Origin of the sequence: Alteromonas sp. LOR (assembly GCF_000753865.1) — a bacterium.
In the GTDB taxonomy this organism is placed as follows: domain Bacteria; phylum Pseudomonadota; class Gammaproteobacteria; order Enterobacterales; family Alteromonadaceae; genus Alteromonas.
This window is the reverse complement of the sequence record NZ_JQFW01000057.1, coordinates 398,553-422,597: the sequence shown is the minus strand read 5'-3', so window position 1 is coordinate 422,597 and position 24,045 is coordinate 398,553. Positions and strand designations below refer to the sequence as shown.

Annotated in this window: 20 protein-coding genes; 8 read left to right on the top strand and 12 right to left on the bottom strand. The window is 43.1% G+C overall.

Translation table 11 applies throughout. The annotated features are described in order from the left end of the window. Positions 1-40 precede the first annotated feature (40 nt). A complete protein-coding gene (locus JV36_RS0118775) occupies positions 41-1,486 on the bottom strand; it encodes a M24 family metallopeptidase (protein ID WP_235207895.1) in 1,446 nt (481 codons plus the stop codon). Between the two features lie 246 nt (positions 1,487-1,732). Between JV36_RS0118775 and JV36_RS0118770 the strand changes: the two genes are divergently transcribed. Then, a complete protein-coding gene (locus JV36_RS0118770) occupies positions 1,733-1,972 on the top strand; it encodes an RNA recognition motif domain-containing protein (RefSeq protein ID WP_032096477.1) in 240 nt (79 codons plus the stop codon). Between the two features lie 164 nt (positions 1,973-2,136). Here JV36_RS0118770 and JV36_RS0118765 read toward each other — a convergent pair whose 3' ends face one another. The 5 genes from JV36_RS0118765 to pnp form a co-directional block, all read right to left on the bottom strand. Continuing rightward, on the bottom strand, positions 2,137-3,258 hold the full coding sequence (locus JV36_RS0118765) for a PhzF family phenazine biosynthesis protein (RefSeq protein ID WP_081926721.1): 1,122 nt from the start codon (positions 3,256-3,258) through the stop codon (positions 2,137-2,139). A gap of 98 nt (positions 3,259-3,356) precedes the next feature. After that, positions 3,357-6,113, bottom strand: coding sequence for a M16 family metallopeptidase (locus JV36_RS0118760; RefSeq protein ID WP_032096478.1), 2,757 nt, complete (start codon positions 6,111-6,113; stop codon positions 3,357-3,359). 402 nt (positions 6,114-6,515) lie between these two features. Next, the gene (locus JV36_RS0118755) at positions 6,516-7,862 is read right to left on the bottom strand and encodes an MATE family efflux transporter (protein WP_032096479.1); all 1,347 of its coding nucleotides are present in this window, start codon (positions 7,860-7,862) and stop codon (positions 6,516-6,518) included. Between the two features lie 212 nt (positions 7,863-8,074). Next, positions 8,075-8,368, bottom strand: a complete 294-nt coding sequence (locus tag JV36_RS0118750) for a DUF1244 domain-containing protein (protein ID WP_032096480.1) — start codon at positions 8,366-8,368, stop codon at positions 8,075-8,077. 125 nt (positions 8,369-8,493) lie between these two features. Then, positions 8,494-10,605, bottom strand: a complete 2,112-nt coding sequence (pnp, locus tag JV36_RS0118745; RefSeq protein WP_032096481.1) for a polyribonucleotide nucleotidyltransferase — start codon at positions 10,603-10,605, stop codon at positions 8,494-8,496. A gap of 299 nt (positions 10,606-10,904) precedes the next feature. Here pnp and JV36_RS0118740 point away from each other — a divergent pair, with 299 nt between their 5' ends. Further along, positions 10,905-11,456, top strand: a complete 552-nt coding sequence (locus JV36_RS0118740) for an HNH endonuclease (RefSeq protein ID WP_032096482.1) — start codon at positions 10,905-10,907, stop codon at positions 11,454-11,456. A 58-nt stretch (positions 11,457-11,514) separates the two neighbouring features. Here the strand turns inward: JV36_RS0118740 and JV36_RS0118735 are convergent, their stop codons facing one another. The 3 genes from JV36_RS0118735 to proB all read right to left on the bottom strand — a co-directional run bounded on the left by JV36_RS0118735 (position 11,515) and on the right by proB (position 14,989). Then, entirely contained in the window at positions 11,515-12,459 is a 945-nt protein-coding gene (locus tag JV36_RS0118735; RefSeq protein WP_235207894.1) for a mechanosensitive ion channel family protein, read from the bottom strand. 176 nt (positions 12,460-12,635) lie between these two features. Next, positions 12,636-13,883, bottom strand: coding sequence for a glutamate-5-semialdehyde dehydrogenase (locus JV36_RS0118730; protein ID WP_032096483.1), 1,248 nt, complete (start codon positions 13,881-13,883; stop codon positions 12,636-12,638). Beyond that, positions 13,880-14,989, bottom strand: coding sequence for a glutamate 5-kinase (proB, locus tag JV36_RS0118725; protein ID WP_032096484.1), 1,110 nt, complete (start codon positions 14,987-14,989; stop codon positions 13,880-13,882). Before proB ends, JV36_RS0118730 begins: the two co-directional genes overlap by 4 nt. Before the next feature lie 302 nt (positions 14,990-15,291). On the opposite strand from proB, the gene JV36_RS0118720 reads away from it, so the two are divergent. The 3 genes from JV36_RS0118720 to JV36_RS0118710 all read left to right on the top strand — a co-directional run bounded on the left by JV36_RS0118720 (position 15,292) and on the right by JV36_RS0118710 (position 18,136). After that, positions 15,292-15,576: a hypothetical protein gene (locus JV36_RS0118720; RefSeq protein ID WP_152561559.1), complete on the top strand. Its 285-nt coding sequence runs from the start codon at positions 15,292-15,294 to the stop codon at positions 15,574-15,576. A 1,048-nt stretch (positions 15,577-16,624) separates the two neighbouring features. After that, positions 16,625-17,206, top strand: a complete 582-nt coding sequence (locus JV36_RS0118715) for a hypothetical protein (RefSeq protein WP_152561560.1) — start codon at positions 16,625-16,627, stop codon at positions 17,204-17,206. A gap of 99 nt (positions 17,207-17,305) precedes the next feature. Beyond that, positions 17,306-18,136, top strand: coding sequence for an HAD family hydrolase (locus tag JV36_RS0118710; protein ID WP_032096486.1), 831 nt, complete (start codon positions 17,306-17,308; stop codon positions 18,134-18,136). Positions 18,137-18,279: 143 nt separating this feature from the next. Here JV36_RS0118710 and JV36_RS0118705 read toward each other — a convergent pair whose 3' ends face one another. Both JV36_RS0118705 and JV36_RS0118700 read right to left on the bottom strand, forming a co-directional pair. Continuing rightward, entirely contained in the window at positions 18,280-18,984 is a 705-nt protein-coding gene (locus JV36_RS0118705) for an SDR family NAD(P)-dependent oxidoreductase (RefSeq protein ID WP_032096487.1), read from the bottom strand. A 51-nt stretch (positions 18,985-19,035) separates the two neighbouring features. After that, the gene (locus tag JV36_RS0118700; protein WP_032096488.1) at positions 19,036-19,566 is read right to left on the bottom strand and encodes a DUF2878 domain-containing protein; all 531 of its coding nucleotides are present in this window, start codon (positions 19,564-19,566) and stop codon (positions 19,036-19,038) included. A 191-nt stretch (positions 19,567-19,757) separates the two neighbouring features. On the opposite strand from JV36_RS0118700, the gene JV36_RS0118695 reads away from it, so the two are divergent. The 3 genes from JV36_RS0118695 (at position 19,758) to JV36_RS0118685 (ending at position 23,389) form a co-directional block, all read left to right on the top strand. Further along, positions 19,758-21,386 (top strand): diacylglycerol kinase family protein, encoded by a 1,629-nt coding sequence (locus JV36_RS0118695; protein WP_032096489.1) that lies wholly within the window; start codon positions 19,758-19,760, stop codon positions 21,384-21,386. An 8-nt stretch (positions 21,387-21,394) separates the two neighbouring features. Further along, positions 21,395-22,747, top strand: coding sequence for an NADP-specific glutamate dehydrogenase (gene gdhA / locus JV36_RS0118690; RefSeq protein ID WP_032096490.1), 1,353 nt, complete (start codon positions 21,395-21,397; stop codon positions 22,745-22,747). 201 nt (positions 22,748-22,948) lie between these two features. Continuing rightward, complete coding sequence (locus JV36_RS0118685; RefSeq protein WP_032096491.1) at positions 22,949-23,389, top strand: hemerythrin domain-containing protein; 441 nt, start codon at positions 22,949-22,951, stop codon at positions 23,387-23,389. Positions 23,390-23,693: 304 nt separating this feature from the next. Here JV36_RS0118685 and JV36_RS19540 read toward each other — a convergent pair whose 3' ends face one another. Then, positions 23,694-23,852 (bottom strand): YqaE/Pmp3 family membrane protein, encoded by a 159-nt coding sequence (locus JV36_RS19540; protein ID WP_032096492.1) that lies wholly within the window; start codon positions 23,850-23,852, stop codon positions 23,694-23,696. Positions 23,853-24,045: the final 193 nt, after the last annotated feature.

Genomic DNA, 24,045 nt, shown 5'->3' with positions numbered 1-24,045 from the left:
TAGCGTGCTACCTGATGGATAACACGCGCTCTAGATACACCTAATTTATTAGAATAAGAGAAGTTTGCGGTGGTGTTAGAAATCTAGCACCACCCTCCTGAATGACTACCATGTCCTCTACTGAAATCGTTTTAGTGTTATTGCCTTTTTCTTCCTTTAGTACTGCTGTGTGGTTTTTACTAGGCGCCAAATAATGCCAGCTGAAAAAACCGTCAAAGGCGAAGGTCATTTGCGTATCTAACAATTTATCTGAGGCCGGCCTCACTCCTAAATTAGGCCCAACATCGTGCGCCACGTAACCTGCGGGGTGACCTGTGCTCCACATAACTGGTAGAGAGCCTGATTGCTGCATAACGTGTTGCTGCGCTTTGTGAACGGCATTGCCCGTAGCGCCAGGGATCATGGCGTTAAATGCTGCATTGCGGCCATGGATTGCACTTGCCCAAGCATGCTGAAGTTGCTCCGGTGGTTGTGCTTCACCCTCTTGCAACACATAGGCAAAACGTTGAATGTCAGTGACCCACTGTTTGAAAACTCGTATACCGAAATCTATTTGAATCACATCCCCTCGCTGAATAACCCGATTAGTAGGGTGTGAATGTCCACGGTCAGAACCAGAATTGACCGCTGGGTTTTGACTAGGAGCCCAACCATCGCCTACTCCCGCGTCCGACATTTTACGCTTTAAGAATTGAGCAATGTCTAGGTCAGTTGTCTTTCCGGGTATTACAGATTGATAAGCTTCATATTCCCACCTTGAGGTGATAGCCGCGGCCTTCGCCATTATCTCTACTTCTTCCGGTAACTTTCTCGCAAGCCAATAATAGATAGTGTTTTCAGCGCTTATAAGTGAAACATCAGTGCCTGTAAAGGCGTCGTTAAGAGCGATATATTGTGAATGGCTTAGTCCATCAGCAAGTGGGTTAACGGTAAAACTATTGATCCCAATTTGGCCTTTCGTATTCTGCTGAGTGAGATACGATGATGCCGCCTCTAACGCGCTTTGTGATTTTTCTACGTCGATTACAAAGTCAAACGTACCTAATTCTTTTAGCGCCGTTGACTCACTCAATGGTGAAAATATCCGTGAAGTCACTTCGTCGGATTCACTATCTTTACTAAAGAGTACCACCGCCGTGCCGCCCGCATTTTCACAACCTACATGATTGGCCAGGGGATCATTGTTATTCTCGCGGCATACAATTAACCAGTGGTTCAAATTGGCTGCAGCCATTGCATCAGGTAATAGTGTGCTAATGCGCTTTTTTCGTATTTCAGGCCAAGGAGATGGTGAGCTGAAGTACTCGATATATCCCTCAACCTCCTCAGAAGAAGGTATGGCATTCACGGCATTGGGCTGTATTGCATAGGACTCTTCTGAGGATGACTTTTTGTACCCGTTAGACTGACTATAAGCAGTTTCACAGAGCCCTCCCCCCATCAGTGTAATCAAAACTAACGGAAAGTACCGTTTGTGCGAGATCATTATTATTTTCCTTTTACGAGCAACTGGCTTGTGGCTTAAGTCGAATATTGCATCATTTATATAGTGTTTAAACGCTAACACCGCGGGATTAACTTTACCAGGATCAGGGCTTTACCAGGATCAGGCTATAGCAGAATCAGGCTTTAGCAGAATCAGGGCTAGCGCTAATCGAATAAAAAATTCTTTTCTTGGTTTGCTTGTATAGACCTGAGACAATACACACTCATTTTTAAAAGCGATAATCTTATGAAACTTTTGGTTCGCAATCTTGCGAGAACGACGACAGAACAAGAAATTGTTACCCTTTTTTCAGCACACGGTACAGTGAACGAATGCAGTCTTGTACTCGATAGCGAGACAGGCCAATCTAAAGGCTTTGCTTTTGTTGAGATGGCTGATGCTAGTGAAGCTAACAGTGCTCTTAAAAGTCTTCACCACACTACGGTGGCAAACAATAAAATTCGGGTAAAACGAGCCCAAGATTAGTACAAAACTAGGCAACAGCGCTACACAAAACATGGAATGTAGAGCCTCATAAAACGGCTTATATACTTAGCGCTATGGCCTTTTTTAACATTACCTTCCCGGTATAAAAGTGCTTCAAACCGCTATTTTTGCTAACTGCATGAAGTCCCTAGAGACACATTATGTCAGAGGACGACAGCTTTGTTACCCATTGGGCTTGCGGTGCCTGCCACTGACACTTCCCACTTGGTTCTTTCTCTCTCTTCATCTTTGCTTTCATTGTTAACAACTTTTGCAAAAATATGTGAACAGCACATCATTGCCCGCCCCTGTTCAAAAGCGTAGTTTAAAACTAAATTTGATATGTTGTGCGGCTGACCTTCTGTGCGCCTATCTACCAACTGGCTTTCTTCTACATGGCTATCTTTCACACTGCTATCTTTCACAAGGCTATGTTTCACAAGGCTATGTTCCAAACTGGCGCCTGCTAAGCACCTATCCTCTTTACTGCTACCTTGGATGTAACTCTCTTCAATACTAGTCTTTTTAATACTACTCTTTTCAAAACTAGGCTCGTCAGAACTAATCCCATCAATACCATGCTTAGCCAAATAGCAGGCCAAGGCACCACTGGCACTTCCGGTAGCCGACTCTTCTGTTATCCCTAGCAAAGGGGCGAAGTTTCGACAACTCGCGGTGAGGTTAGACGAGGGTTCACAAAGCTCGAAGGCGTGAATACCTACTGCATTATGCTGTTGACAAAACTCGGTGGTTTTATCTACGTTTAAATCAATTTTACTTAAATACCCTGGTGGCACCGCCACAATAATATCCGGCAGCCCAGTAGATACAACTTCAATGGGAAGATGAGTAGATGCCAAAATATCAGGTGCAATTCCAATGAGTTCAGATATCCCTTCATAGGTAAGGCGTTGAATAAACTCTGGCGACTTCTGCCCCATAACCACATTACCTTCGTCCGTGATGCTCACCCCCAGCATTCCCGCCTTTGTGCGTTGTGTATAGTCCCCTGCTTGTAATATTCCTTTTTTAAACATCAGTGAAAATGCAGCGAGAGTGGCATGGCCGCAAAAATCAACTTCGCCAGTGACGGTGAAAAATGACAGCGCTACATCGGCGTGTTCGTCTTTAGATACAAAGGCAGTTTCAGAATAGCCCACAGCCTGAGCAACCTTAAGTTTTTCTTCAACAGACAAGCTATCTGCATTAAGCACCACTCCCGCAGGGTTTCCGCCCTTTTCAAAAGCGGTAAACGCATTGACCAAATGCACCTCAATTGTCTTCATTTAGCATTTCCTCATTTCAAAAAAGGTGTCAATGTAATAAAGCTGCAAATAAAAAAGCCGAAGCAATAGTTGCTTCGGCTTCTATTATGAGAGCTTGTTTAAAGACTGCTCATATCCTGAACTGTTACAGGTCCAATATCAGCGGCCTCTACTTCCGCCTTAATTTTCTCAGCATCACCAATAATTAACCACGTAAGCTTACTTGGTTGTACAACTTGTTTAGCTGCGCTATTTAAGTCATCAAGTGTTAAGCCATTGTATTTTTCTACCAAGCTTTCTGGATAGTTAAATTCGCGGTTAAACCGACTGCTTGACAATAAGCTACCTAGTACAGCACCTGCTGTCTCATACTGTCCGGGTAACGAACGTACCTGATCGAGTCGGGCTCTGTTCAATTCCATTTCAGTCGGCGGGTTGTCGCCAAGATAGCCGTTAAGCTCTTTCTTTAGCTCTTCTAGCGACGCGCCAGTCTTATCGGTTTGCACTGGTGCATAAACCATGTAAGGCCGTTGTCCTCGAGCTTCCTGCAAGAATGTGTAAGCACCGTATGCCCACCCTTTATCTTCGCGAAGGTTCATGTTTACCCGCGCAGTGAATGCGCCGCCGAGCGTTTCGTTCATCGCGTTAATCGCGATGTTATTTTCAACACCCGTTGGCGGTGCAAGGTGAGCGGCAAGAATGAGTGACTGCTGTGACCCAGGGCGATCAATAATAATGGCTCGACCTTTTTCAGGCAGCTGTGCTTCAGCAATCTGCTTAGTCCCTTTTTCACCAGATACTTTCCATTTACCAAACTCTTTTTCTAACGTGGGTTTGATATCGTCAAGGGTTGTATCGCCAACAACAAAAATGGTCGCGTTGTCTGGGCGTAACCAAGTGTTTTTGAAGTCGATTAAATCGCTGCGCGTAATTGAAGTCACATCAGGCGCCGTACCTAAACCTGTGAAAGGTATGCCATAGGCATGATCATCACCGTAAATCAGTGGTGGCAACAGCGTAAGCGCGATGCTTATCGGGCGTGTCATCTGCTGTGCAATATTGCTTAATATCAATGTGCGTTGACGCTCAATTTCTTCTTTATCAAACGTTGGATCTTTGAGAATATCGCCAAACAAAGCAAGCGACTCTTCCATATTCTCTTTAAGCATAGACATACGCACTGTTGTCGTATCTAAATTTGAGCCGCTATTAAGGCTTGTGCCTAGTTGCTCAAGCTCAGCAGCTAATTCAAGGGCGTCGTAGCGACCTGCGCCTTCATCGAGCATCCCTGTTGCAAAGCTTGCTAAACCCAGTTTGCCGCCCGCATCAGCGGCATAGCCTGCGTCAAACTGAACAGCAACATTAATAAGCGGTACGGTAGAACGCTTTGCGAATACCACATTTATGCCATTTGATAGTGTGGTCTTGGTTACTTCTGGAAAGGTAAGCTGTGTTTCAGCAGCAATATCAGGAAGCCCTGAACTGCGGTCAACGCCATCGCCACTAGCAGCATGCTCTTCAAATGGCACAAAAGTAATCTGGTGCCAGCCATCACCTAACCATTCTTTAGCTGCCGCTTTTACCTTCTTAGGCGTTGCATTAGCCAGCTCTTTTAGCTCTGTTTTGAAATAAGTAGGGTCGCCTGCAATGAATTCGCCCGTTGCCAACCTATCCGCTTTACCACCAAATCCGCCAACTTCTTCAAGTCCACGAATAATTGAGGCGCGATATTTTGTAGATACCAGCTTCACCTCATCTTTCGTTGGTCCTTTGCGCAAGAATTCCTGGATAATTTTATCCATTTCGCGCTCTACTTTTTCTACATCTTCACCTGCAGCCACATCAACACTCAGCCCAAAGATGGATGCAATTTGCAGTTCGTAGTTAAATACTGATGCATTGGTAGCAATCTGTTGATCATAAACCAACTCTTTGTACATGCGAGAGTTTTTACCATCGCCCAACACACTTGCCGCAATTAACAAATCTGTGGCTTTTGCACTTTTGTTTTCAGGAGACACCCACAAGCGAGAAATACGAGTTTGCGGTACCTTATCCTGAATAATTTCCCGTGTATTCGCTGAACGACTTGGGATCCAAGATTGCCACTTGGCAAGTGATGGACCGGGCTCAATATCACCGAAGTATTTATTTACCATCGGTTTAGCCTCTTCGGCATTAATATCACCGCTTAGCACCAAGATAGCGTTGTTCGGACCATAATATTTATTAAACCAAGATTTCACATCATCTAACGATGCTGAATTCAAATCATCCATGGAGCCAATAACATTATGAGAGTAAGGGTGTTCATTGGGGAACAATGCTTTAACAGCATGACCTAAAAACGCTCCGTATGGCTGGTCTTCTCTTTGACGTTTTTCGTTTTGCACCACTCCGCGTTGTTCATCAAGCTTCTCTTGAGTAACTGCGCCTAAAAGATGCCCCATGCGATCCGATTCCATCCATAAAATACGGTCTAACGCTGGAGTTGGAACGGTTTGAAAATAATTGGTGCGGTCGAAATTTGTTGTACCATTTAGACCAGTAGCGCCAGCTTCTTGAAGAGGTCCAAACCACTCGTCATCGTAGTTTTCAGTACCGTTGAACATAAGGTGTTCGAAAAGGTGAGCAAAACCAGATTTACCCTCGGGCTCGTCCTTCGATCCCACTTTATACCAAACCGCCACTGCGACTACGGGGGCTTTGCGATCTTCGTGAACAATAACGGTAAGACCGTTATCAATCGTGAACTTTTCATAGCTTATATCAATATCGTCGTTAGCTACCACGGGGGATATCCCTACCAAGGTAATAGCGACGATACTCAGGCACTTTTTAGAAAACTGCCTGGTAATATGTTTGAACACACTCATAAAATATTATCCTTATTTTTATGTTTGCAAAACGTTTATGACTTTATTCGTAATTTATTCGTAGGTTAGTTTGTAGGTCAACACACCATTCCCTGACGCCTGTTTCTGGCGTGAGTTTTTGTCGTAAATGCTAGTTATGACTTCGAGGTGTTAAACCTTTCTTGGGGCGGCAAAAATACAGATAATGCCCACCATCTAAATTAAGGTAGCCTTTCAACAGCGGTAACGCAAAGGACTAATAAAGAATAATCGTTACAAAACGTTAAAGCACGATGCAACGTCAAGGAGTAGCCGCTTGTGTGGCTCGAGACAAAGTGGTACACCCCTTCCCTCTATATTCTCAACTTAGTAGGTTTGAGGCGTGATTTTCTTTGCTGTAGGAGCTCTTTTCAGACGTCTTTTTTAAGAGCTTGGGCCCTTAACTCGATTAATCTCTCTAGTGGTATAGAAGAAAGCAATAATGGCGCTTAAGATAACCACAGTTACTATGGTGTAGAACATGGATACCATGGGATAGTCCCACATCACAATGAGCACATAATTTATCGAAGCAGGAACAACAAGCTGTCTGGCAATCCCGAGATACATCGGAAACATTGGCTTTTGCATTGCCTGCAAAATAGCCACACTCTGAAACAAAACAACGTACGCATAAAACGCTAACGTATCAATTCGAAGGTAAGTGACGCCCGTATTTTTAATGGCACTGTCGTCACTGAAAAGACCCATTGCCATTGGCGATAGAAAATACATCACCGGAATAGACACAACAGCCATTATGAAACCGATTAACAATCCTTTTCGGTAAGTCTGGTCAACTCGGTCGTAATAACCCACGCCCATGTTCTGTCCCGCAATGGCCATTACTGCGCTGTTTAAACCAAGTGCTGGCAATAAAAGTACCTGCTCGAGGCGAAGTCCAACAGTGTACCCTGCCACGTGTTCGCTGCCGAATTGACCAATAAGCGCGACGGTAATAAACCCACCTAAAATAATAGTCAGCATGTTAAAGCTGGCAGGTAAAATTTGTTTGAGAAGATCGAGCCAACGTTTTTTATCAAAGGTGGGCATTACCGATATATTTAAGCGCTTCATCAGTACACGAAGCAGGTAAAAGGCAGTAGCAAATTTTATCACTACGGTAGCCAGTGCTATGCCGCTTACCCCTAAATCGAGTCCGAAGGTAAAGAGTGGATTAAGGCCAAAATTCGCAAAAAAGCCAATCATCAGGGCGTTGCGATTAGATTTCGTATCTCCCAGTGCCATTAACGCTCCAGCAGCACCGAACGATAAAGTGAAGCCTACAGTGCCTGCTAGCGTTACCCATAGATACTCCATCGCCAGTGGCTCAATATGAGGCTCAGCACCAAGTAACACCACCAAGGGTCGCGCCGCAAAGTAACCTAAAATACATGAAAGTGCACTGAAGGCGATGGCAATGCCGCTTACATTGTCTAGCCACCCTTTAACTTCGTGAGTCTCTCCTCTTCCAGCCCCTGGCGCAATCATTGCAGACGCACCGGTTTGAATACCAATACCGATTGATAAAAGTAAAAAGAAAACACTTGATGCGATAGATAAGCCTGCGAGCGCATTATCTGACAAATAGCCGGCAAACCAGGTATCCGTGAGGTTATAGAGGGTGTTGAAAATCATGCCCGTTGAGGCAGGGATCGCCAAGCGCACCATGTGAGAGAATATAGAGCCTTCCGTCAACGATGGTTCAGATTTTTTTACGGCTTCTTGCATTAAGCTTCTCCAGCTATGTCGAGTAGGCGCAGTGACATACGATTTTTAAGCTAATAGAAGCATCGTCCCTATATCAACAATAAAAAATCTGTACAGTTGTTTTAGTTATACAAGAGTTACGTAATCTAAGGGTTTAAGTTTAGTTTATGAAGCAACAGACTTTTTGTACTGCTGCCTCAACGGTATAAAGGTGATTGAGGGAAAGGACCCCCTTACTTGTTTTGTCTTGCCGCTAACTTTTCTAATTGTTCATCAGAAGCCGGCAGCTGGTGATTTTCCTTCCACTGAGAATAAGGCATCTTGTAAACCACTTCACGTGCCGCGTCATAATCTATTTCAACGCCCTTATCGTTTGCAGCAGCTGAGTACCACTTTGCTAAACAATTACGGCAGAAGTCAGCCAGAATCATTAGATCGATATTTTGCACATCTTTGTTGGCATCAAGGTGCTCTACTAAGCGACGAAAAACTGCAGCTTCTACTTCGGTTTGCGTTTGTTTATCCATTTTTAATCCTTAGCTTGTTGTGTAAAACGCATTTCAAAAAACAAAAAAGGGAGCCAAGCTCCCTTTTTATAACGTTTTTTTCAACGTCGTTGTTTAACTGCGATATTTACCGCATTTAAACATACTTACTCTGCGTCGTCAGACTTTGGAGCAGGTCTTTCTAGAAGTTCTTTAATGCTTAAACGTACACGGTTTTGGCGATCAATTTCCATAACCTTAACGTCAACCATTTCACCTTCTTTAAGGTAATCAGTTACTTTGTTCACTCGCTCATGAGCGATTTGTGAAATGTGAACAAGGCCTTCTTTACCTGGAAGTACTTCTACGAAAGCACCGAAGTCAACGATGCGGGTAATTTTACCGTTATAGGTTTTACCCACTTCAATTTCAGCAGTCACTTGCTCAATCTTAGCAATAGCGATTTCTGCTTTCGCACGTTCTGTTGCAAAGATTTTGATAGTGCCGTCATCTTCAATTTCGATGTTGGTATCAGATTCTTCAGTAATTTGACGAATCATTGCTCCGCCTTTACCAATTACGTCACGAATCTTGTCTTGGTCAACTTTCATAGTGTAAATGCGCGGTGCAAATTCACTTAGCTCTTCACGGTGACCGCCAATCGCTTCGTCCATCACTTTAAGAATATGCAAACGGGCTTCTTTAGCTTGCTTAAGCGCAATCTGCATGATTTCTTTAGTGATACCTTCAATCTTTATGTCCATTTGAAGTGCAGTAATACCGTCGGTAGTACCCGCAACTTTAAAGTCCATGTCGCCAAGGTGATCTTCGTCGCCAAGGATGTCTGAAAGTACAACAAAGTTTTCGTCGCTCTTCACTAGACCCATAGCAATACCTGCAACTGATGCCTTAATAGGAACACCAGCATCCATAAGCGCAAGTGACGTACCGCACACTGATGCCATAGATGATGAACCGTTAGACTCAGTGATTTCAGATACAACACGTACTACGTACGGGAATTCTTCTTCACTTGGCATAACCGCTTGGATACCACGTTTCGCTAGACGGCCGTGGCCAATTTCACGACGCTTAGGAGACCCAACAAAACCAGTCTCGCCTACACAGTATGGAGGGAAGTTGTAGTGAAGCATGAAACGACTGTCGCGCTTGCCTTGAAGCTCGTCAATCATCTGTGCGTCACGTTCTGTACCTAGTGTTGCAGCTACGATTGCCTGCGTCTCACCACGTGTAAACAACGAAGAACCGTGAGTACGTGGAAGAATACCAGTTGCTACGTCGATAGCACGGATCATCTTTGGATCACGGCCGTCAATACGAGGTGCACCTGAAAGAATGCGAGAGCGCACTACGTCAGATTCAAGGTCGTGAAGAAGCTCAAGCACTTCTTTTTGATCTTGTTCTTCATCTTCAGCAACAATCGCCGCTAGCGCTTTGTCTGTTGCAGCAACTACAGCGTTTTTACGCTCTAGCTTGTCAGAAATTTGGTAAGCCGCCGTCATTTCTGCTTCAGCAAGTGCTTTCACTTTATCTTTAAGCGACGTATTTTCTTCTTCCGGCTTCCAGTCCCACTTTTCAGTGCCGACTTCTGCAGCGAATTCGTTAACCGCAGTAACGACTGCTTGCATTTGCTCGTGACCGTACATAACGGCGCCAAGCATAGTGTCTTCTGAAAGCACAGCGGCTTCAGATTCAACCATTAATACTGCCGCTTCAGTACCAGCAACAACTAAATCAAGCTCACTTGATTCTTGCTCTTCTGCGCGGGTGTTAAGAATGTACTCACCGTTACTGAAACCCACTCGTGCGGCACCAATTGGACCGTTGAAAGGCATACCAGAAATCGCTAATGCTGCTGATGTACCAATAAGAGAGATGATATCAGTTGGAATATCTGGGTTAGCAGACATTACCGTAATGATGATTTGAACTTCGTTTTTGAAGCCTTCAGGGAAAAGTGGACGAATTGGACGGTCAATAAGACGTGCAATTAACGTTTCACCTTCAGATGGACGGCCTTCACGTTTGAAGAATCCACCAGGAATTTTACCCGCAGCATACGCTTTTTCTTGGTAATTAACTGTTAGAGGAAAGAAGTCTTGATTCGCATTTGCTTCTTTCTTGCCAACTACCGATACCAATACAGACGTATCGTCCATACTCGCTAGAACCGCTGCTGTTGCCTGACGAGCGATTACGCCCGTTTCTAGAGTTACAGTATGCTGACCATACTGAAATGATTTAGTAATAGGAGTCACTATTTGTCCTTTAATTTCAATCTTTATTTATCGCTTTCAATTGCGGCGCTTAGTATAGCTATGAACGCAGAATTTTGCCATCGTCAAATACGGACTAACATTGAAATTATTATGTATTTATCTCCCCTATTCCCCACCGCAGCTTTATGACTATATTAAATGTGATGACATGGCTATATTTTCATCACAATGCAATAAACTGATGCCATAAAATCGAGTATGCTGATGTTTGAGCAACGGTCAAAAATAACAACCTCACAAAATAACTGTATAAAACAAATGTGCGTTAAGGGGAATTTATGCTTGTGCTAAGACTGAATAAGGCTGGTATGCCACAAGAGTGGATAGATATAGAACACGCCGCCAAACTATATTGCCAAGACAAGGTGTTGTTTGAACTTGGTACAGACGCCATCACGCTTAAAGGAGGTTGGAATCACGCTGGCATTCAAAGTGAGCTGTCGTTATCGAGTATCATCGCTTGCGATGGCAAGGTCACTGATATGAGCGGAAAAATTGCGTTAACTAATAAGTACCTTTTTCGCCGCGATAATTACATGTGCCTTTATTGCGGTGCGCAGTTTGCGCCAAAACAGCTTACTCGCGATCATATCGTACCCCGCTCTCGGGGCGGAAAAGACAACTGGACCAACGTTGCCTCCGCCTGTCAGCGATGCAACCACGCCAAGGGCGCAAAAACACCTGAAGAAGCTAGCATGCCGCTACTCGCCGTTCCTTTCAGACCAAACGTATACGAGCGTTTTTACTTGATGAACAGAAAAATTCTCGCGGATCAGATGGCCTTTTTACAAAATCATTTCACCCGATATCGCCAGTGGACATGCAGTTAACCTGAGCCATGTTTAAAAAATGGTGCTGGCATTTTTTACTTAACAGGATTTAGGTTATTTAGAAACCACCGCCAGCTGATGACTGTGTTGCAGCACCAAGGTGTTGCGGCACCGCAATAGCAGTTTGCTCTGGTGTATTGCCCAGTAGATTGTCCTCTTTCATCGCTCTAAACCACAAGCTAAGCCAATCTGAACACATCTTGTGTTCTAATTCATGGGCTTCAGCGGTGGGACAAAACAAACTCACTTTAACAACGACTTTTGCTAATTCGTTGGTCTTAATTTCAACTTCAGGGTCAATACGAATAAATTCTTGTTCTAGGTGACGCTCAATTAATCCTTTATACCTCTCTGCCACATCTCGAAAGTATTCGCAGTGAGCTTGTGCTCTTGCATGAAATGCAGGCAATAGGCTGTAGGCGTTAACGGTGGGTTCGTTTACAATTTCAAAAGAGTGTAGTCTGTAGCGGCGCATAAAGTTAAGGTTGCGCACGGTCTGTGTCACTAGCTGGCTATTAGGCACATAAACATGCTTGCCGGTAAAGTTGAAGGTTTCAGGATCAACTTCTAGCAATGCTGTTTTCGCCCAGTCCATTTCGACAACTTCACCAATCACGTTATTCATTTGGATCCAGTCACCCACACGAAAAGGTCTGGCGCCAAGGTAGTAGATAAATCCCATGAAGCACTGAATAAACTCTCTCGTAGCCAGTACTATGGCCACCATGAATGCCGCTATGGATATGGCCAAGGTTTGTATTTCTGATGACCACACTACCATCAGCAGGATTATGATTAATGCATTGCCAAGCTGCTCAAGAATGTTGATTTGATTTCGTCGGTCCTCGCCGTGGCGAGTACTTCTATGTTTAATTAGGCGCAGTAGCCCTTTTTTTACATAGTGAAGCATTACGAGCAATAAAATAGAGGCCACTAGTTTGTATTCGTTCGCATAAGCAATTAGCTGCTGCCATAGCTGTTCTGGCTCTATCATTATCTGCACGCATGTACTCCGAGACGTAATTTGAAAATTTAGTAAAAAAAAAGCGCTGACGAATGTCAGCGCTTTGCATTATGAAGCACGCAACTAGCCGGCACAATGCCGACCAGTCCGATTACCATAGGAATATCAAAAGAATGTCATAAAAACACCTTATGAATATCTTATGGGCGTGAGATTTACGCGCGAATTTGACCTTCGCCGTTAACCAAATATTTTTCTGACGTTAGCGATTCAAGACCCATCGGTCCATAAGCATGCAGCTTGGTTGTTGCAATACCAATTTCGGCACCTAGACCTAGCTGACTACCATCTGAGAAACGCGATGATGCATTTACCATTACCACACTGGCATCAACGGCGCGTTGGAACAGCTTCGCTTTTGCTTTGTCTTTCGTGCAGATAACTTCAGTATGATTACTACCGAATTGTGCAATATGGTCGATTGCACCGTCAAAATCATCAACCACGCGAATGGCAATTTCAAGGCCAAGATACTCTTCACCGTAACCACTTTCGTCGATAACATCTGCGCCTTCAAAGTAAGAAGCGCCTTTACTGTCTACGTGAACTTTTACGTTGTGCTCTTTAAATGCTTGAGCGACGCGAGGCAAAAAGTCGCCGGCAATTGCTTGGTGAACAACTAAACCTTCTAGTGCGTTACATACTCCCGTACGCTGCGTTTTACCGTTAAGTAAAATTTCTAGCGCATTGTCTAAGTCGGCATCACTGTCTACGTAAAGATGGCATACACCTTTAAAGTGCTGGATAACTGGCACTTTTGAGTTCTCGGTTACATAATTAATAAGTCCTTCACCACCGCGAGGGATTATCACATCAATGTAGTCTCTCTGTTCCATAAGCTCTTGCATCAACGCGCGGTCAGGATTTGGCACCACGGTTACAAGCGCTTTTGGCAAGTTGTGCTTTTCTAGAGTCTCTTGCATTAGCTCTGCTATCGCAAGGCTGGTATCTAGCGCTTCTTTACCACCACGCAGTATTACCGCATTACCCGATTTAAAGCATAGAGCACCAGCATCTGCCGTTACATTTGGGCGTGCTTCATAAATCATGCACACTACACCAAGAGGTATACGCATTTTCTTAATTTCAATGCCATTTGGGCGCGTGCCGAACACACGTTCTTTGCCCACTGGATCGTCAAGTTCAACAATAACTTCGATACCTTCAGCCATTGATTCAATGCGCTCGTCGTCGAGGATCAAGCGGTCAATCATTGCAGCATCTAAATTGTTCTCTCTAGCTCGTGCAACTTCTTTCTCATTCACAGCAATAATTTTGTCTTTATTTGCTCGGATCGCTGCAGCCATGTCAGTTAACACCGCGTTTTTCTGGCTCTCATCTAAAATTGCCAGTGTACGTGCAGCTTGTTTTGCTTGTTGTGCTAACTCAGTAATAATACTCATTCTTTCTCCAGGTTTGCTACGTGCTGATCAGAAATAATTGGCCCTGTCTTCTCTTCGAATTCATGGGCAAATTCATCGCTTTCCTGATTAGCAATAAAATTCAATAAACAGCTACTATAATTCGATTTGGCTTTAACAAGTTTCGTTCCATCTTCTTTGCGAACCAATATGGTATCGCCCACTGAAAACTCGCCTTTTACACCGATAATTTCGCTGCTTGTAAGTTGGTCGCTGTCCGTTATCAACGTGCCGTCAAAGTTACCTTCAATAATAACTTCACCTTGGGCGTTTGATGTGTGACGCATCCAATGTTCATTTTCTTTCATTGGTTTTTTGAACGGTCTAAAGTGCGTACCAGGGTTTTCACCAGCCAATAGCATATTAAACGACAATTCTGTAAAACCATTGATAATGTAGGTGTCTATACCATGTGACACTGCTTTTTCTGCAGCTTCAATTTTTGTGCGCATACCACCGGTACCAACACCACCTTTCACTGCGCCGCCGGCCATGGCGTAAATACTTTCATCAATGGTATCCACCGATTTAAGCATTTTTGCATCATCATGTTCGTGTGGGTTTTTATTGTACAACCCATCAATGTCAGAGCATATAATTAATGCGTCAGCATCCGCTGCTGCTGCAACCATTGCTGAAAGGTTGTCGTTATCACCAACTTTCAGCTTGTCAGTCGTAACCGTATCGTTTTCGTTTACGATTGGTAGAATGTTGTTATCAAGAAGGCTGAAAATAGTTTCCCTGATACTGACATAACGCTCTCTATCTCGCAGATCGGCATGTGTTAGCAGCATTTGAGCAGACGGAAAATCAAACAATCTATCCCAGGTTGCAATCATTTCTGTTTGCCCTGCAGCAGCCATGGCTTTTTTGACCGCTATGTTAGATTTTTCCTGATCTGCAAACATGTGTGAACCTGCAGCCACTGACCCCGAGGACACTAAAACGACCTGGGTTCCGTTGGCTCTACAGCGCACAATGAATTGCGCAATGCTAAGTAAGTAATGGCTACTACACCCCTGTTGATTAGGTGCAATTAGTGCGCTTCCCACTTTAATAACTACGCGATTCCAATTTGGATGACTCATAATAAATATCTAACCTTTAGATTGTTGATTCGCAAATTCTTGGCCGGCGCTCTATCTATCGATAATTCTTAAGCAGTGCAGTTAATTACAATGCTCTTAAATACTAATTATCTGGTATTAAAACGCGATTGGCGTTGGCCAGCCTTGGAGCAACTGCAAATTGCATGCTCCACAGTAATTTTTAACTTAATTTTATTAATTTTAGACCATTTTTTTTAAATCACTTTCAGCCACGCAGTTCCAGTGAACGAAGCGATTCTGACGATATTGATAGAAATAAGGTACTGGTCTTTGAGAAAACCTTGCGCAGCTTAAGAGACGAAGTTACTCCCCTTAGCGCAATGTTTTTAAGCATCGACAATAAGCCTGCTGCCATTCGCGAATGTTCAATTCGTGAAAGTGTTGTTGGTGAGCAAGCCGTGCATGTTGAATTGCTTGAAGGCAAAAAATGTGGCAGAGGAGATTTACCTGCTCCGCTTGTAAGCTGTCCGTTTACTGAAGCATTAGCTACGTTACTTTTAATCGGGCGATGTGCAAACACGCCTTTACCTAGCAATGTTGTCGAAAACGCTGCCAGCGATAGGTAACTTTCAGATGTCATATAGTAAACAAAGTCCTCTTCAGCTTCGGGAGTCTAATCATTATGTTGTAGCTCGTGCCGCATACGTATTTTGTCTGCAAAGTACTATTTACATCGAGCAATAATCATTAGAGTTCAAACAATATATAGATTTTTGAGAATATTTCAAGCGCAAATTATGCTCAACTTGCAATCAGCACTAGTAGCACGGTGTTTTACGTTTAACGTGTTTCACGAACAAGAATGATTCAAAAATTATATTTTATTGTTAACTTTCAGATATTTAAAAAGCACTTATTTACTATGAAACAATATTATCAGCTATAATCTTAAACAAAATTTAACCAGTTACATAGATTACAAAACATTTGCGTCTTAAATGAAACAAACCACCTTCCCTGAACAAATAACATTCTAAAGAAGCTATCCCTTGGCTTTTTGGATCATCCTAAAGAAGTTTTATGACAACTGGTGAATCGCCGATATTTTATTGAAAAATAGAACTCATTCTTATTGATTACGTTTTTTTACCTTCGAGTGAAGTAAAAATACCAAGGCATGTTGAGCTAATCATCTAATGGCCAATTTACCGTGTGATTTTTGCAAATGCTGTGAAAAACCGACACACCTTCATTTTTATGTTGAGCCTTAAATTAAATTGAATATGAAGCCTCTGTTAGCTCTGAGTACTAATCTCTTTAATATGAACATAATTTAACTCCTACATTTAGTGTCTTAAATTCAATGGGATACAGCGCTACATCTGTATATCTTTTAAAGTTAAGGCTGAATGTAAGCAACTCACCATTACGTTGATGCGAAAAAATTTATGAACGGAACACATCTTGTATACGTTTACTCATAAGTTAATTTGTATAAATGAATCGATTTTGCACTTCAACTGCACAGCGTTCATACCCGACACACTATTTAATTGATAATTGTTTGACCAACATCGTTAACAATTAAAGACAAAAATAGGATGTTAAATTTTTATCAAACAATACTTGGGTTTGCGTGAATGCAGCTATAAATCTTTAAATATGGGAGTTCCAATGAAAAGCGAAAGCCAGAATACAACAACGTCACGAGAGAGTAGCAACGACAATATACGAGCAGCGATTGTCTCAAGTGACAAGCTCCAGGTTGCTGCCATATTTGATACTACTGACGAGGCAAGAATTGCATTGAGACGCGTTGAAGAAGAAACAAGCGTTGCCTCGCACCAAAGCGAGCTGATAGAGCCTTCCGACCCAAAACTGAGCGAAAAGTTAGAACAAAAATCGTCATCTATAGCAAACACCCTTTGGACGTCGCATCTTGCGCTTTCTGGGATAGGATTTGTCATAGGAATGATTGCTGCGTTTCTACTAACGCAGTACGGACCAGCGCTTACGCAACAAAATCCTTTGTTTACATACATTGCCCTGATAAGCCCTGGTACATTTATCGGTATGTTTGTGGCGGGCTTAATTGCACTGCGACCAGATCGCAACGAAATTGTTTTAAATGTGAGTGATGCCGCTCGTAACGGCAAGTCGGCATTAATTATTAATCTACGTAAATCACAATCCGCAAAGACGATTTCAGGTTTGCTACAGCAACAAAGCAACAATGTGGTGCAATCGATTAAATAAATTACATAGACCTTCCGTTCTATTAAACTATTGAGTATAGATCTCGTATTATGGGATCTTTATCATATCGCCCTCACCAACATTGACCGGACAGTATCTATGGATTTAATTTTTTTTGATTTAGACGGAACGTTACTGAACAAGTCGTCCGAAATATCGGATTACACCAGAGAGACACTAGCACTTCTCAGTGAACGCGATATTGCATACACCGTGGCAACTGGGAGGACAATGCACTCTGCACAGCATGTGATTGGGCAACAACCATTTGTACTACCCCATATATACAACAATGGCGTCGCCATCTGGGACCCTACTGGCAATGCCCTTACGCTAGAAAACCTCCTTAACGACAACGAAGCCGCCACGATTATTGAATGTGCTACTCGTAATGGAATTACGCCTTTTATCAATACGGTGGATGTAAACACGCAACATCACGACCACATCATATTTCATCACGCACCGCAGCATGAGATTGAGAAAAACCTCATCAATAAATATTTTTCAAAAACAAAAGCAGCCCTACTACCGGTTGACCATATGCCGGCTCAAGCACATATTACCAATATCAGTATGATCGGTGATGGGGATGTTATTCGGGGAATGTGGAACGAGCTTAATGCCAACGACGGCCTAATTGCCTATTCAGGCCCTGCAATTGAAGGCGATGAATATCGATGGATGGATGTGCATCACAAACTCGCCAGCAAGGGTAGCGCCGTTGAAATATTAAAGCAGCAATTAGGGGCGACAAATGTAATCTGCTTTGGAGACAGCGATAATGATATGAGTATGTTTTCCATAGCGGATGAGGCCTACGCGCCAAGTAATGCCAAAGCACCCATTAAAGAGGCTGCGTCATCAATCATAGGCCATCATCACGAAGATGGTGTTGCACGATTTTTAAGAGAGCGATTTTCGTTGTAATCGCTACTTGCGCCACAATACCGTTAAGGCAAAGCTTTACTTAAGAAAGGCTTTGCCAAATTATAGCGTTAGCTGATTGCTGCGATTCACAGAAGGCAGCCCTAACCACCGGCCGCCTTCCTGATTACATTGACGACTTACACTTACCAAGCAATTTCTTTTCGATCTTTAAAGAACTTCCCGTTGGGCACATCGTCTTCCAACATGGCTAGCCATATTGCAGTATCGGCACCTTCCTCAGGGGTTTTAGGTGCATCTGAACCACCCATCCTCGTGTGCACCCAACCTGGAGTCATACTATTTACAGCAACATCAATCTCTTTATCTTCTTTTGCATTGTCGACTACCGCAGCCATCTTCACGGTTAGTGCGTTGACGGCTGCTTTTGATATTGCATAAGAAAATGGACCTGCTAAGGATTCATGAAAACTACCATAGCTAGAACTGACGTTGATAATCCGGCCAAAGCCTCGCTCTATCATTTTCGGCAGGGTCTGCTGAATTAATGTTAAGGGTGCAAAAACATTGACTTGCATAGACGATGCGAATGACTCGGAGGTCACGTCTGTCCATTGGGTATCGTCTAACACGCCAGCGTTATTAATTAAGATATCAATAGGTCCATATACCGCTTCTGCTCTCGTAAATGCGTCTACTATGGCAGACTCATTGTCCAAGGGCATTTCGATAACGTGGAGGTCTCCACCAACAATATCTTTTTTCGCTTCTAGTCCGGCATCTTCGTCTCGACAGCCCATTAACACTTTGTAGCCTTCAGCAACCATGCCTTTGACAATCTCTAAGCCAACGCCCCTATTGCCTCCGGTAACCAAAACATTTTTTGTCATAATCAATACACTCCTTGAGTTGATGGATGTAAAGCCGCGCTTTACCGACGACTATTTCTGGGTGTCTGACGATACAAACACGGTTGATAGATAAAAGCAAAATGGAAACGCAATGCTCCATACTATCCCTATAATTACAAAGGTTATAGGAATAGAGAAGCCCAGTTCAACAGCGTCAAAATTAGCCCCTGCAATGTAACTAAGCGGGGCAAAAATAGCGCCACCCAATGCAGCTAAAAGCGGCCTTCCCTCAAACACAGTGAGGCTATGGTACACCGTGCCCGCAAAGCCAGCCCATAATAAACTGAGCCAAATAGGAATTGGTAACAAAGGAATATTGGCTTGGGTCTCGGTAAATATAAAAACACCTGATTTGGTGAGTGCTGTATCAATGAGGGTGCCGATGATAAACATGGAAGCCATCAGCTTTAGGTCGTTTTTGCGTTCCCTTGAAAACCAAAGCCACAAAACAAGTAAACCGACGACTGCAAGGACCGCTTGGTTCTGAAATAAAATCACTAGCCACCAAATGGTTTGAAACCATACAAAATTGGCAACTTTAACAACAACATCGTTTTTCATTGAACTCACTCATTAAATTCGTAACGCCACTTACACCATATAAGCTCAGTTACGACGCCGACACGAACAAAGTTCATTATCCACATGAGATGCAACTATGAATAAGAGCCCTAATTACGTGGAAAAGTAAACGAAATTTAACCTTGTGCTGTATAGATAAGTACTTGCAATAACAAAGGATATGTTTCGTCGTGAAGATGGTTAAATATTATATCGCCGGTGCACTGATAGCATTTGCTCTTCTACTTATTAGTCAATCTGTTGTCTTACAAATTTTACTGGGATGGACTTCGTTTTCTTTAGCAGCGGTGAGCAGTGCTTATATTTTTAACTATCCCTCTCTTTTTAGAAAGCGCGATGATGGTTCCATCCCTTTTTATATACGTTGGATTTTCGTTCCTTTCCTATTCGGCTCGTGGCTTTACAACGAATACGCACGAAGAACTGATAAGGTGCCGCCTCTTCAGAAGGTGAAAGACAATCTTTTCTTAGCGTGTCGAATGTCTGGTCAGCATGTTGACCTATTAAATGAAAATGATATTGCTGCCATACTTGATGTTACCGCCGAATTTGATGGTCTTGATTACACCGCGCTGCGCGAAGATTACCAATACCTCAATATTCCTGTACTTGATCACACAAGTCCCACCTCAGAGCAACTTATTCATGCTATCAACTGGATTGATCAACAGATAGCAGCTGGGCGAAATGTGGTTGTGCATTGTGCCTTAGGCAGAGGCCGTTCTGTACTTGTGGTTGCCGCTTATTTGTTAGCAAAAGATTCATCGTTAACCGTGGACCAGGCCATGCAAAGTATTAATCGAATACGGGAAACTGCAAGGCTTAACAAGAAACAGCTAGCTGCATTAGAAAAAGTCAAAGAAGGTGGGCTACTTTCTCTACAACAAAATCTATTTCTCATCGCTAACCCTGTAGCTGGGGGCGGCAAATGGTCGCAGAACAAAAGTCAGATATTGGCGCGGCTAAACGAAAAATTTAATGTGACGGTAGCTGAAACTACCTCAGATGAAGATGGAAAAGTGCTTGCCCAAAAGGCAAAAGATGAAGGCGCCGATATTGTCGTGGCGTGCGGTGGAGATGGTACTTTAGCAGAGGTTGCCTCAATACTCGTTAATACCCCCCTTACTATGGGCTTTATCCCGTTAGGCACAGCGAACGCACTTAGCCAGGTGCTTCACGGCTATATGAGCAAGGTAATGCCAATTGATATCGCCTGCGACATTATTATCGAAGGTAAAACACTGTCTATCGATACGGCGAGCTGCAATGACAACATCATGCTACTCGTTGCTGCCGTTGGTTTTGAGGAACAAATGATTTCATCCGCAGATAGAGATGAAAAAAATGAAGGCGGTCAATTTGCCTATCTCAAAGGCCTTTGGAGCGCTATCAGTAACAATCAAAATATAAAATTTCGCATTCAAACCGACGATGATGACGAAGAGACGTTAACGACACCCAGTTTTGTGGTGGCCAATGCTGCCCCTATGTCAACGGCGCTAGCTCAAGGTGATGAGCCACCAGACATTACTGATGGAAAACTTGACCTGACGTGGTTGATACCCCAAACCACACCTGATAAGCAATTGTTGTCATTGGCCGAATTAATACTGAGCCCCAGCGAAAGCAAGCGTCATTCAGAGAATATTCGTCATGCGCAAGCTAAAACAGTCACACTGACTTTCGATAGCACAGTGTCATATGCAGTAGATGGTGAAATCTATCAGGCAGACACCCTGTCGATAACCACCTCCCCTAGAAGCCTCACTGTGCTTACCAATATAGAAAACAAGGAATAAATATCCACATGTCAGACGTCAGTAACTTTGATGAAATTTACGGTTTTTTAAATACAAAATTTGAAAACGAAAAAGAATATCTTCAGGCTGTTCATGAAGTACTAGAAGATATCATTCCAATTTACAATGCCAATAGCGCTTACAAACAGGTAGACGTCGTTCGCCGCCTGTGTTTACCTGAGCGTGTTATCTATTTCACTGTTTCTTGGGTAAGTTCGCAAGGGAACGTAGAAGTTAATCAAGGCTGGCGCGTACAGCATAATGGCGCAATGGGCCCGTACAAGGGAGGATTGCGATTTCATCCAACCGTGAACCTTTCAGTGCTTAAATTTTTAGCTTTCGAGCAATGCTTCAAAAACGCATTAACGGGCCTGCCAATGGGCGGTGGTAAGGGAGGCTCAGACTTTAACCCTAAAGGTAGGAGCGACCGAGACATTATGCTTTTTTGCCAGGCGTTTATGCGAGAGCTTCAACGTCATATTGGTGCTAATACCGATATTCCTGCGGGCGACATCAACGTTGGAGCAAGGGAAATTGGCTACATGTACGGTGAGTATCGCCGATTAAACAACAAGTTTGAAGGCGTACTCACAGGTAAAGGCCTTGAATTTGGTGGAAGCTATGTAAGAACTGAAGCAACAGGGTTTGGTCTTATCTACTTTACTGAGTCGGTGTGCGAGGCTAACAACACCGAGCTCAAAAACAAGCGCGTGGTTGTTTCTGGTGCTGGTAATGTTGCCCTGCACGCTGCGCAAAAAGCCATTCAAAAAGGCGCTTGTGTTGTCACACTGTCAAACAGTCGCGGGCTGCTTTTTTGCGACGAAGGCTTCAGCGAAGCTGACATCACGTGGGCTATCAAACAACACACCACATCAGACAATATCTTAGTCGATCTTGAAAAAAGAGGCGCTGGAGTGTGGTTTGAAAAGAAAACCCCTTGGCATATTAAATGTGATATCGCTCTACCTTGCGCAACACAAAATGAGCTTCACGAAGCTGACGCAAAAGAGCTATTGAAAAATGGATGTACTATGGTGCTAGAAGGGGCAAATATGCCTTGCAGTATAGAAGCACAAGAAGCGTTCATTGGCAAAAATATTGCTTATGTACCTGGTAAAGCATCCAACGCAGGTGGCGTCGCCCTTTCTGGATTAGAAATGTCGCAAAATGCGATGTTTAGCCAACGTAGTGCCCACGTTCTTGATGAAGAGCTACAGTCCATTATGCAAAGTATTCATGAGCGCTGCCTTGAGGAAGCCAAATTGCTAGCTAATCGAGACGGGTACATTAACTATATGAAAGGCGCAAACATCGCCGCGTTTAGAAGATTAGCGGATGCCATTGTTGCACAAGGCGTGTAAACCAACAGCGTAAAATTCCTTATGAAAGATTAGGCGTACAAAGTGTAAAAACTGCTCATCTTTGTACGCCCACATCAAGCGCTCGATTTAATTTAAATGAAATTGCTTAGTATTCAATGAGATACAAAAACCAACATTATGGAATGGTTATCGCATTACACTATATAAGTAATTGAATATTTGATTAATGAGGAACTAACTGTGAAAATCTTTGAAGCATTACGTCAAGACCATGAAAAGCAACGCCTACTGCTTAAAATCCTTGCAGAGACAAGCGGTAACACCCCTGCCCGTCAAGAATATTTCGAAGAACTTAAACAACAGCTTGAGAGCCATGCTATTGCTGAGGAACGTCATTTTTATACTCATCTTCTTGAGAAAGACGCGACGATAGATTTAACACGGCATGGAATTGCAGAGCATCATGAAATTGATGAGCTTATCGCAAAGTTAGACGATACCGATATGAGTTCACCTGCATGGCTGCATCACTTAAAAGTGCTTCAAGAAAAAGTTGAGCACCATTTAGCTGACGAAGAGCAAGAGTTCTTTCATATAGCTGGAAGAGTGCTTAATGAACACCAAAAGACCGAACTAGCGGCAGGTTATAAGAAAGAAATGAACCAAGAGTTAGCGTCGTAATTCGACAGTATTTAATACAAGTGCCAAGCACTGAAAAAACCCTCTATGTATGACGTTAAAGCCATACATAGAGGGTTTTTGCATACTGGCTATAATTCATCATCTGCAGCAATGCTAGGTGCTAGTAAGTATCTATACCTAAGTGCGGCCCCCTAAGCTCACACTTCTAAGTGCACATGCCTTCGTACATATAACAAGTGATGTTAATGTAGAAACGTTGGTAAGAAACACGTAATAAAAAAGCCAGTGACAGAAATCATATTTCTGTCACTGGCTTTTTTATGTTCGGCCTTTTATATCTTCACTATTTTTTCGCGATGATATAAACCGCATGGATCACACCTGGGAAATAACCAAGAATAGTAAGCAGTATGTTTATCCAGAAGTGGGCGCCGATGCCTACTTGCAAAAACACACCTAATGGAGGAAGTAAAATTGATAGTAGTACGCGTATGATGTCCATAATAAAGTCCTTGTTTGTTCTTAATTTCGTTCTTTGGTATGTGCTTAGCTAAATATGCAGCTAATTAGTGAGCAATGAAACCACATAATGCTCAAATTGCTTTCACTCATCAGTTTAAAAACACTAAACCGTAAAAGCATACTAAACGCTTAGCACCTAGTACCTAGTAGTTACCACTTAAATAAAGCACAAT